This window comes from Streptomyces sp. NPDC002690 (genome assembly GCF_053592415.1).
In genome coordinates, this window is the sequence record NZ_JBSFVR010000271.1 from 1 (window position 1) to 10,296 (window position 10,296).

The 10,296-nt window shown below is 71.3% G+C and carries 10 protein-coding genes and 1 rRNA gene; 2 read left to right on the forward strand and 9 right to left on the reverse strand.

Going from position 1 to position 10,296, the window contains the following annotated elements:
- The first annotated feature begins 668 nt into the window (after nucleotides 1-668).
- Nucleotides 669-1,508 (forward strand): ECF subfamily RNA polymerase sigma factor, BldN family, encoded by an 840-nt coding sequence (locus ACWD3D_RS26795; RefSeq protein ID WP_451463355.1) that lies wholly within the window; start codon nucleotides 669-671, stop codon nucleotides 1,506-1,508.
- Nucleotides 1,509-1,775: 267 nt separating this feature from the next.
- The gene (locus ACWD3D_RS26800) at nucleotides 1,776-2,999 is read left to right on the forward strand and encodes a DUF5667 domain-containing protein (RefSeq protein ID WP_451463356.1); all 1,224 of its coding nucleotides are present in this window, start codon (nucleotides 1,776-1,778) and stop codon (nucleotides 2,997-2,999) included.
- Between the two features lie 89 nt (nucleotides 3,000-3,088).
- On the opposite strand, the gene ACWD3D_RS26805 is transcribed toward ACWD3D_RS26800, so the two are convergent.
- The 9 genes from ACWD3D_RS26805 to rrf all read right to left on the reverse strand — a co-directional run.
- Nucleotides 3,089-4,222, reverse strand: a complete 1,134-nt coding sequence (locus tag ACWD3D_RS26805) for a lysophospholipid acyltransferase family protein (RefSeq protein WP_451463357.1) — start codon at nucleotides 4,220-4,222, stop codon at nucleotides 3,089-3,091.
- Nucleotides 4,223-4,237: 15 nt separating this feature from the next.
- Entirely contained in the window at nucleotides 4,238-5,332 is a 1,095-nt protein-coding gene (locus tag ACWD3D_RS26810) for an NAD-dependent epimerase/dehydratase family protein (RefSeq protein ID WP_451463358.1), read from the reverse strand.
- A 299-nt stretch (nucleotides 5,333-5,631) separates the two neighbouring features.
- Complete coding sequence (locus ACWD3D_RS26815) at nucleotides 5,632-5,730, reverse strand: 30S ribosomal protein bS22 (protein ID WP_003948845.1); 99 nt, start codon at nucleotides 5,728-5,730, stop codon at nucleotides 5,632-5,634.
- 110 nt (nucleotides 5,731-5,840) lie between these two features.
- Complete coding sequence (locus ACWD3D_RS26820; RefSeq protein WP_014046653.1) at nucleotides 5,841-6,053, reverse strand: helix-turn-helix domain-containing protein; 213 nt, start codon at nucleotides 6,051-6,053, stop codon at nucleotides 5,841-5,843.
- A 128-nt stretch (nucleotides 6,054-6,181) separates the two neighbouring features.
- Nucleotides 6,182-6,997, reverse strand: a complete 816-nt coding sequence (locus tag ACWD3D_RS26825) for a phosphatase (RefSeq protein WP_451463362.1) — start codon at nucleotides 6,995-6,997, stop codon at nucleotides 6,182-6,184.
- Between the two features lie 127 nt (nucleotides 6,998-7,124).
- The gene (locus ACWD3D_RS26830) at nucleotides 7,125-8,297 is read right to left on the reverse strand and encodes an acetoin utilization protein AcuC (RefSeq protein ID WP_451463359.1); all 1,173 of its coding nucleotides are present in this window, start codon (nucleotides 8,295-8,297) and stop codon (nucleotides 7,125-7,127) included.
- Nucleotides 8,266-9,471 (reverse strand): MFS transporter, encoded by a 1,206-nt coding sequence (locus ACWD3D_RS26835; protein WP_451463360.1) that lies wholly within the window; start codon nucleotides 9,469-9,471, stop codon nucleotides 8,266-8,268. The genes ACWD3D_RS26830 and ACWD3D_RS26835 overlap by 32 nt, the downstream gene beginning before the upstream one ends.
- 41 nt (nucleotides 9,472-9,512) lie before the next feature.
- Complete coding sequence (locus ACWD3D_RS26840; protein ID WP_451463361.1) at nucleotides 9,513-10,157, reverse strand: HAD family hydrolase; 645 nt, start codon at nucleotides 10,155-10,157, stop codon at nucleotides 9,513-9,515.
- Between the two features lie 71 nt (nucleotides 10,158-10,228).
- Nucleotides 10,229-10,296, reverse strand: a 5S ribosomal RNA gene (gene rrf, locus ACWD3D_RS26845); the annotation flags it as partial.

Genomic DNA, 10,296 nt, shown 5'->3' on the forward strand with positions numbered 1-10,296 from the left:
GCCGTCGCGCTGCACCGCCGCCGCCGCTGACCCGCCCACCGCCGCCCCGGTGGTGAGCGGGTCAGCCCGCCCCCGCCCAGCCCCGCCGTCCCGGCCCGCCCCGCCGGACCGCCCACGCCCGCGCTCACCCGGCGTTCGCTCCGTCGAACCTCCGTGTGCGCGGGCGTACCTCCGTGCGCGCGCCCGCACAGCCGTACGGGCGCGCGGCCTCCCGGCACCCCTCCGTCCGCACGGACATCTGTGCGCCTTCGCGCGACCCTCCGAACACTCCGCCCGCGCGCCTTTGTGCGCCGCGCACTCCCCCTCCACCGGCCCGCGCCCCCGCACGGCCGCGTCGGGGCCGCGCACGCGCGCGACCTCCTGCGGGAGGGCCGCGAAAGCCCCGCGCCGCCGGGCCACGACGGCTCCCGAGGGACGGCGACGACCACAACCGGTATCGAGCAAAGACAGATCGCGAAGAAATTCGATCAATTACCGGTCACCATCTGCGACCGTAATAGTCACCGAGAGGTACGGGTTCTGGCGCAACCGGTGATTTTAGCAACTCGGTGTAGCGCCGCCTGTACGAAGCGTTATTCTCCTCAAACGCATGACGGAGCCCGCCACCCCCTGTAAAAGGTGACGGATTTCGAACTGCTCGTGATGGAAGCTCTGCCTCTGGGAGTCCCGTGTACCCACACGTCGGGGTTGACGCCTCGGGCCTGGCTACGCTGCGTGCAACGGTCCTCGACCGCTTGCGCGGCTTCGTCCCCACCGCGTACGCCGTACCCGCGCTCGCCACCCCTGCACCCGCACCTGCCGGCCCTTGCCATGCCCTGGCGGAACGCGGTGCGGTGGTCGGAAGACGCAGCAACCGCGCCGCCTCGACCGCATCCTCCGCGTCATCGTCCTCATCGTCCTCTTCACCGGCCTCGTCGGCCTCGTCGACGACAGCCGTTCGCCGTCCCACCGCCGACAGCGACAGCGCCCGCATGATGGACCTCGTCGAGCGTGCGCAGGCCGGCGAGGCCGACGCGTTCGGCCGCCTCTACGACCAGTACAGCGACACCGTGTACCGGTACATCTACTACCGCGTGGGCGGGAAGGCCACGGCGGAGGACCTCACCAGCGAGACCTTCCTCCGCGCGCTGCGCCGCATCTCCACGTTCACCTGGCAGGGCCGCGACTTCGGCGCCTGGCTGGTCACCATCGCGCGCAACCTCGTCGCCGACCACTTCAAGTCCAGCCGCTTCCGGCTGGAAGTGACCACCGGCGAGATGCTCGACGCCAACGAGGTCGAGCGCTCCCCCGAGGACTCCGTGCTGGAGTCCCTCTCGAACGCCGCGCTGCTCCAGGCCGTGCGGCGCCTCAACCCGCAGCAGCAGGAGTGCGTGACGCTCCGGTTCCTGCAAGGGCTCTCGGTCGCCGAGACGGCCCGGGTGATGGGCAAGAACGAGGGTGCGATCAAGACCCTCCAGTACCGGGCCGTCCGCACGCTCGCCCGTCTGCTGCCGGACGACGCCCGCTGACGCGGCCCGCCGCAGGCCGTCGGCCGCCGCCGACAGGGCACACCAGGGCACACCTCTGTCGTCCAGAGTGTCGCGTTCATGACGCACTGGTCCGATCATCTTTCGTCCGTAACCCAAGTGCCGCGCCGCTCGTTGTGCCGGATGCAGGCCCCCTGTAGCTACACCTCGACCGGCGTCACTCACTCCATCGAGTGGCATCGACCCCGGGTGTACAACCTTCCGGACCCTCAGGGGAGTCGACCGTCATGACGAGAGGAGGTGCCGCCAGTGATCGCAAACGTTTCGGCACACCGGCGGGCGAACGCCTTCGCCCAGGCCCTGGAGGAGCAGTCGCCCCAGGGTGCGGCGGCCGTACAGCCCGAGGAACAGGCCGAACAGGCCGACCACGGAGCACTGTTGGCCCTGGCGAACGGCCTCGGTGAACTGCCGTCGCCGCAGTTCGATCCCGAAGTCAAAGTGGTGCAACGAGCGCAGCTCGTCGCCGCCATGGAGGCGATGTTCGCGGAGGGCAGCGCGTCCACGGGCCCCACGGTGCCCGAGCAACGCCCCAGGGGAGCCCACCGGGCCTCCCCGCTCCGCAAGCTCCGGCCACGCTCCCGCTGGGCGAAGGGGCTCACGGCCGGCGGACTGACCGTGGGTGTGGCGGCGGGCGCGTTCGGCGGTGTCGCCGCCGCCAGCTCCGACGCCCTCCCCGGCGACTCGCTGTACGGCCTCAAGCGGGGCATGGAGGACATCCAGCGCTCCATGGCCGACAGCGACACCGACCGCGGCGAGGCGTTTCTCGACCAGGCCTCGACCAGGCTCAGCGAGGCACGCCGCCTGATGGAGCGCGGCCGTTCCGGCCATCTGGACCACGAGTCGCTGGGCGAGATCCGGCGCGCCCTCAGCGGGATGTCGCACGACGCCTCCGAGGGACACCGGCTGCTCCACGCCGCGTACGAACGTGAGGGCAGCCTCGGTCCCATCCAGGCTCTGGACTCGTTCTCCCGTTCGCACCGCGACACCTGGAGCAGCCTGCGCGACCGGCTTCCCGTCCAGCTCACCGACGTCGGGGACAAGGTCACCTCGGTGCTCGCGGCCATAGACGAAGAGGTCGCACCGCTGGAATCGCTGCTGCCGCGCACCCCGGACAGGAGTGGCGGGGGCGCCTCGCAGCGGTCCGGGGTCCCGCAGAGAGGCGGTGGCTCCTCGCGGACCGCCCCGTCCACGGCGCCGTCGTCGGCGCCCTCCTCGGCGACCTCGTCGGCCGAGGGCGACTCTCCCTCGCCCTCGGGTTCGGCGTCACCGGAGTCCGGGGACGGCCTTCTCGGCGGTACGGACGGTCTGCTGGACGGCCTGCCGACGGACGACGGCGGTACGCCGTCGGGCTCGGGCGACGCGGAGGGCTCGGGCGGTTCCGCGAGCTCCAGCACGCCGGACGTCACCCTGCCGCCGCTGCTGCCCGGCCTCCTCCCCGGCCTGGGCATCAGCGCGGAGGACGCGGACGAGTAGAGGCGGGCCCCGCCGTCCGTGCGGGGCGAGGGGGCGGGCATCCGGATCGACTCCGGACGTCCGCCCCCTCGGGCTGCTTCGGGCTGCGGTCAGAAGAACACCGAGCGGCGCTGCACCAGCAGTTTGTACAGCGTGTGCTGGATCTGTTCGCGCACCTGGTCGGTGAGGTTGAACATCAGCATCGGGTCCTCCGCCGCTTCCGGCGGGTAGCCGTCGGTCGGGATGGGCTCGCCGAACTGGATGGTCCACTTCGTCGGCAGCGGCACCATGCCGAGCGGGCCGAGCCAGGGGAAGGTCGGGGTGACGGGGAAGTAGGGGAAGCCCAGCAGCCGCGCGACGGTCTTCGCGTTGCCGAGCATGGGGTAGATCTCCTCGGCGCCCACGATCGAGCAGGGCACGATCGGCACCCCGGCCCGCAGTGCGGTGGACACGAACCCGCCCCGGCCGAAGCGCTGGAGCTTGTACCGGTCGCCGAAGGGTTTGCCGAGCCCCTTGAAGCCCTCCGGCATCACGCCGACGATCTCGCCGAGTTCGAGCAGCCGCTGCGCGTCCTCCGCGCAGGCCAGGGTGTGACCGGCCTTCCGGGCCAGTTCGTTGACGACCGGCAGCCGGAAGACGAGGTCGGCGGCGAGCAGCCGCAGGTGGCGCTCGGCCGGGTGGTGGTCGTGCACGGCGACCTGGAGCATCAGTCCGTCGAGCGGCAGGGTCCCGGAGTGGTTGGCGACGACGAGCGCACCGCCGTCGGCGGGGATGTTCTCGATCCCCTTCACCTCGACGCGGAAGTACTTGTCCGCGAGGGGCCGCAGCAGCGACATCAGGACCTGGTCGGTCAACTCCTCGTCGTAGCCGAACTCGTCGACCTCGTAATCGCCGGTCACGCGCCGCCGCAGGAAGGCCAGTCCGCCGGCGATCCGCCGGTCCCAGTCGGCGCGCGTCGTGCTCAGGGGCGTATCCGCCGCCTCGTGCGTCCCGGGCGTCGCCGCCCCCGCCCCCTCCTTGGGCTCGGGCGCGTCCTGGGGCGGCTCGGTGTCCGCGCGGCCTTGTCCGGGCACCTGTCCGGGCACCTGGGCCCCTGGCAGGGCGCTCACGGGCGCCGCGGCGCCCCCTGCGCGCCCGGCGCCCGCGCCGGGACCCGTACCGGTCCGGCGGCGCGCGGAACGTGACCCGCCCGTGCCTCCCCGGGACCGGTCCTCGTCGAACGGAATGACCTTGGCGTCCGCCATCGTCGATGCGCTCCTCTACCTGGCGCCGTGCGTCGTCGTACGGGCCTTCGTCGGGTCGGCCGGCAGGGTCCGGCGCTCCGGACCGGCGAGCGGCAGCGCCGCCAGGCGGTCGACCGCGCGGCCGACCGCCTCGGGCGGCAGCAGCCCGGGGCCGCGGCTGCGGGCGTACTCCGCGAAGGTCTCCGCCGTGGTGAACCTCGGGCGGAAGCCCAGCGTCTCGTACATCTGGGAGGTGGAGACCACCCTGCCGTGGGTGAGCAGCCGGATCTGCTCCGGCGAGAAGTCCGTCATGCCGACCGCGCGGAGCGCCGAGCCGACCCAGGTGACGGCGGGCAGCAGCACCGGGACCGTGGGCCTGCCGAGACGGCGCGCGCACTGCGACAGCAGCAACACTCCGTCGCCGGCGATGTTGAAGGTGCCGCTGTTGAGGGTGCCCCGCCGGGGTTCGCCCGCCGCGATCCCCAGCACGTCGATCACGTCGTCCTCGTGGACGAACTGGAGGCGGGGGTCGTACCCGAGGACGGTCGGCAGTACGGGCAGCGCGAGGTAGTCCGCGAGCGGCGAGTCCGGCATCGGGCCGAGGATGTTGGCGAAGCGCAGGACACAGACCGCGACGTCGGGGCGGCGGCGGGCGAAGCCGCGTACGTACCCCTCGACCTCGACCGCGTCCTTCGCGAAGCCGCCGCTCGACAGCGACTTGGGCGGAGTCGTCTCGGTGAAGACGGCCGGGTCGCGCGGGGCGGATCCGTAGACGCTGGTGGTGGACTTCACCACCAGACGCTGGACGGTGGGCGACTTCTGGCAGGCACCGAGGAGCTGCATGGTGCCGATGACGTTGGTTTCCTTGATCGTCGTCCGGCCGGCCGCGCCGAGCGCCTTGCCGGAGACGTTGAGGTGGACCACGGTGTCCACGGAGTGTTCGGCGAGCACCCGCGCGATGGCGGGCTGCCGGATGTCGGCGCGTACGAACACCGCGTCGCCCAGCCGGTGCCCGGGCTCGGTCGCGTCGACGGCGATCACCCGGTCCACGCCGGGGTCGCGCTGGACGCGCCGTACGAAGCGGCCTCCCAGCTGCCGGGCCGCTCCTGTGACGAGCACGACCTTTCCCAAGATCAGCGCCTTCCGTCGGTCCACGAGGCGGGACGCCCGCGGAAAGGGCCGTCCCCTGCCGGTCACCGTAGCGGGTGGATGTTTCCCTGCGGGTTCCCCGGAGCGGGGTTTGACGAACTCGTCGCGTCCGGGACCGGAAAACCGCAGCGGAAATGCCGCGCCGGAAGCGGTCTCGGAAGCGGTCTCGGAAGCGGCTCCGGAGCGGCACTCGAAGCGGCGTCGGAAAAACCGCGGCGGAAAATACCGCAGCCCCTCCGCCATGACGGCGGAGGGGCTGCGGAGGCACGAACTGCGTTCGCTTACTTCTTGTTGCGACGCTGAACGCGCGTGCGCTTGAGCAGCTTGCGGTGCTTCTTCTTGGCCATCCGCTTGCGCCGCTTCTTGATAACAGAGCCCACGACTACCCTCGCTCACTTCTCATCCTGGTGCGGGGCGTCTGGGCCCACACGACCTACGTCGGCCTAGCCTACCCGTCACTTGGTGAGGGACGTAATCCGAGGGAAAGACGTCAGGCCGACTCGACCCCCACAAAGGATTCGCGGAGGTACTCGTGAACCGCTTGCTCCGGCACCCGGAACGACCTGCCCACCCGGATCGCCGGCAGATGACCGCTGTGCACCAAGCGGTACACGGTCATCTTCGACACTCTCATGACCGAGGCGACTTCCGCCACGGTCAGAAACTTGACCTCGTTCAGAGGTCTCTCGCTGCCAGCAGCCATGACCCACCTGTACCTTCCGCAGGCGACGCGCACCGGCTTCCCCTCCGGTGACTCTTCGTCGTTGTGCGCTCACTGCCCAGATTAGGGGCGGGTGATGCGAGTGGGGAAGAGGTGAGGCGATCGGGCGCCTACTGTGACAGACAGGCCCGATTGAGCACATAGCGCGTCACCGGCAGATAGTGCTCCGCCGCCACCGCGTCGTCCAGCGGCACCGCGACCGAGACCCTGCCCTCCGCCTCGCCGACGAAGAGCGCCGGATCGTTCACATCAGCCGGACCCATCGCCTCGATACCCAGCTGACCTGCACCGCAGGCCCATCCATGGTCGCCGATCACCAGCTGGGGCAGCCCGCCGGAGTCCTCCGCGGCACTCTCCAGCGCGGCCCGCACGGGCAGCGGGGAGTGGGTGTGCGCCCCGGCTCCCCCGCTCGTACCGCGTGCACCGGGCTCCCGCACGAGCGCGACCCCGCGTACGTAATCGAGCCGGTACGGACGTACGCCGAATCGAGTCGTTATGTCGACACGACGGCCCCGCGCGGGGGTGAGGACCGTACAGCCGGCCGCCGACAGGGCGTCTGCCAGCCCTGCGTAGAAGCCGATCAGCCGCTCGGGATGGCCCGTACCGAGCAGGACCGGTGCGCGTCGCGCGGCCACCTCGGCGAGCCGCGCGGCGAACGCGTCCAGCCGCGCGAGGGTCCGTTCCGGGTCGATCGTGTCCCCACCCGTCACCTGCCCGGGATCACCCGACACCCCGCACCGCTCGGCCATCAGCCCGAGCACCTCCCAGGCACCCCAGGCCCCTTCCGGGCGGACGCCCAGGGTCACCCGCGGGTCTCCGGCGGCGAAGAGCCGGTAACTGCGCAGACTGTCCTCGCGCGAGGTGGCGACGGGCCCCGCCAACCGGGCCGCCAGCAGGTGGGCGCGCAGCGCCCCGGTGCTCAACACCCTTGCCATGCTTCCGCACGGGCCTCACACGGGTGCCAAAACCCGCGAGCCGCGCCACCGTTGGCGTAACGTCCGACCGGACGGCGAGACCCGACGATCCGTCAGCACCCTTGTGAACAGGCCCTCTTCAGGCGAGCAGCCCACGCAACGGGAACGCGGCACGACGAGTCGCGAGTACCGCCTGGTCGAGCCGGTCCACGGGGTCGTAACCGGAATCCCAGGACTGCCAGTGGGGTGTGCGGCCGTCCGTCATCCGCTCGGGGCCCGGCCTCCCGGTGCGGGCGTGGACCTCGTCCCGCCAGGACGCCGGGACCACCGACTCCGGGTCGACCGGCCGGTGCGCCGCGATCCCCACCAGGTGGGTCCAGGAACGCGGCACCACGTCGACGACCGCGTACCCGCCGCCGCCCAGCGCCACCCAGCGCCCGCCCTCGGCGTGCGCGTGCGCCAGTTCGTGACACGCCTCCATCACGGCCCGCTGTGCGTCCAGCGTGACGGCCAGATGGGCGAGGGGGTCGTCGAAGTGGGTGTCCGTCCCGTGCTGGCTCACCAGCACCTGGGGCGCGAAGTCGGCGATCAGCTCCGGCACCACCGCGTGGAAGGCCCGCAGCCAGCCCGCGTCGCCGGTCCCGGGCGGCAGCGCCACGTTCACCGCCCCGCCCTCACCGGCCGGGCCACCGGTCTCCTGCGGGAAGCCGGTGTGCGGGAAGAGCGCGCGCGGGTGCTCGTGCAGCGACACCGTCAGCACCCGGGGGTCGTCCCAGAACGCGGCCTGGACCCCGTCGCCGTGGTGCACGTCCACGTCCACGTAGGCGACGCGCTCGGCGCCCAGCTCCAGCAGCCGGGCGATCGCGAGCGCCGGATCGTTGTAGACGCAGAACCCCGCGGCGGCCCCGGGCATCGCGTGGTGCAGACCGCCGGTGAAGTTCACCGCGTGGTCACTCTCGCCCCGCCACACGGCCTCGGCGGCGCCCACGGACAGCCCGGCGATGAGCGCGGAGACCTCGTGCATCCCCGCGAAGGCGGGATCGTCGGTGGTGCCGAGCCCGTAGTTCTGGTCGGCCGCGAGGGGGTCGGCGGAGGCGGCCCGTACCGCCGCCACGTAGTCCGGCCGGTGCACCAGCCGCAGCGTGGAGTCGCCCGCGGCCTTCGCCGACCGCACGTCCACGGCTCCGTCCAGCCCGAACGCCCGTACCAGCCCCATCGTCAGGGCCAGCCGGACCGGGTCCATCGGATGACCACGCCCGAAGTCGTATCCGGTTACCGCGTCATCCCACATCAACCGTGCGCGCCCGCTCATGCCCGCCACCGTATCGGGCGCCGTCCCCGCCGAACGACCGGGCGTACACGAGCGTCACCAGCACCAGGACCATCGGCACCAGCATCGCGCCGCGGTAGCTCCACGCGTCGCCGAGCGCGCCCACGAGCGGCGAACCGACCAGGAACCCGACGTAATTGAAGATGTTCAGCCGGGCCACCGCGACGTCGCTGGCGCCGGGGAACAGCCGACCGGCCGCCGCGAAGGTCTGCGGCACGATCACGCACAGCCCGAACCCGAGCAGGGTGAACCCGGCCATCCCGGCCCACGCCCCCGGCGCCACCGCCACCACCCCGAAGCCCACGGCCGCCACCACCGAACCCAGCCGCACCACGGCCGCCGCCCCGATCCGCCGCACCCCGTAATCCCCCACGGCCCGCCCCAGCAGCGTCGTCACCATGTACACGTTGTACGGGACCGTCGACAGCTGCTCCGAACTCCCCAGCACGTCCTGGAGGTACTTGGCGCTCCAGTTGGAGACCGTCGAGTCCCCTATGTACGCGAAGCACATCACCAGACAGAGCGGCAGCAACAGCCGGAAGGACACGGAGGCCGCCGCGGCCCCACCGGTCTCCTCGGCCTCCTCGCTCTTCGCCCCGCCCTCCGTGTACCACCGGCTGCCGATCAGCGCGGCGGGCAGCAGCACGGCGACCGCCGGCAGGTACGAGACGAGGAGGGACAGGTCCCAGTGCGCACCGGCCCAGGACAGCGAGGCCCCGACGATCCCGCCGAGACTGAACACCGCGTGGAAGCCGAGCATGATGCTGCGGCCGTAGGCCCGCTGAAGGCTGACGCCCATCATGTTCATGGAGGCGTCGAGCGCTCCTACGGAGAGCCCGAAGAGAGCGAGCGCGAAGGCCGCGTGCCACACCGCGTCGCCCGCGCCGACCCCGAGCAGGGCCAGCATGACGAGGGGCTGCGCGCAGCGCAGGACGGTCCCGGGCCGCACCCGCGCGACCACCTTTTCGGTGACCACGCTGCCGACCCCGGCGAGGATCGGCACGGCGGCCAGGAAGACGGGCAGCAGCCCGTCGGATATCCCGTACTGGTCCTGGATGGCGGGGATACGCGTCACCAGCAGTGCGAAGGTCACCCCTTGCACGAAGAAGCTGAACGCCAACGAACCCCTGCCGTACCGCAACCGCGCATCTGTCATGGCGGGAGCGTAGAGCCAGGATCTACCCGTGGGTAGACGGATCAGCCGAGCAATGTGGGGAGTTGAGCCATGTCCGAGAAGTGCCCGGTCACTCCGACGAGCCGCTCCGCCGGCATCATCGAGGTGAAGCCGTAGACGTCCATCCCCGCAGCCCGCGCCGCTTCGACACCGAGCGGGCTGTCCTCGATGACGACGCACCGCTCGGGGGCGACGCCCATCGACTCCGCCGCGTGGAGGAACAGGTCCGGCGCCGGCTTGCCCCGGCCGACGTCCTCCGCGCTGAAAATCCACTCCTCCTCGAACCACTGGTCGAGGCCGGCCTTCTGGAGGCTGACACGAATCCTCTCGTGACCGCTGGAGGAGGCCACGCAGTAGTCCACCCCCTCGGCCACGAGTGACTCCAGCACGTCCTCGACTCCGGGGACGACGACGAGTTCCTCCTGGAAGGCGGCGAACAGCCTGGCGTTGAGCGTCGTCTCGAAGTCGTCGGGCAATTTCCCGCCCGTACGCTCCAGGACCAGATCGTGCACCCGGTGCACGGCGGACCCCATGTAGTCGCGGAGGGATTCCTCGTACGTGGTGGGGTGGCCGAGCTCCGTGAGGTACGCGGCGAGGATCGTGTTGGAGATCGGCTCACTGTCGACGAGCACGCCGTCGTTGTCGAAGATGACCAGTTCGTAGCGCATGGTTCGAGCCTAGACGCTCAGAACGCAGAAAACCCCCGTGCCACAAGGCACGGGGGTCTCCCGGAAAAATTGTTCGGCGGCGTCCTACTCTCCCACAGGGTCCCCCCTGCAGTACCATCGGCGCTGAAAGGCTTAGCTT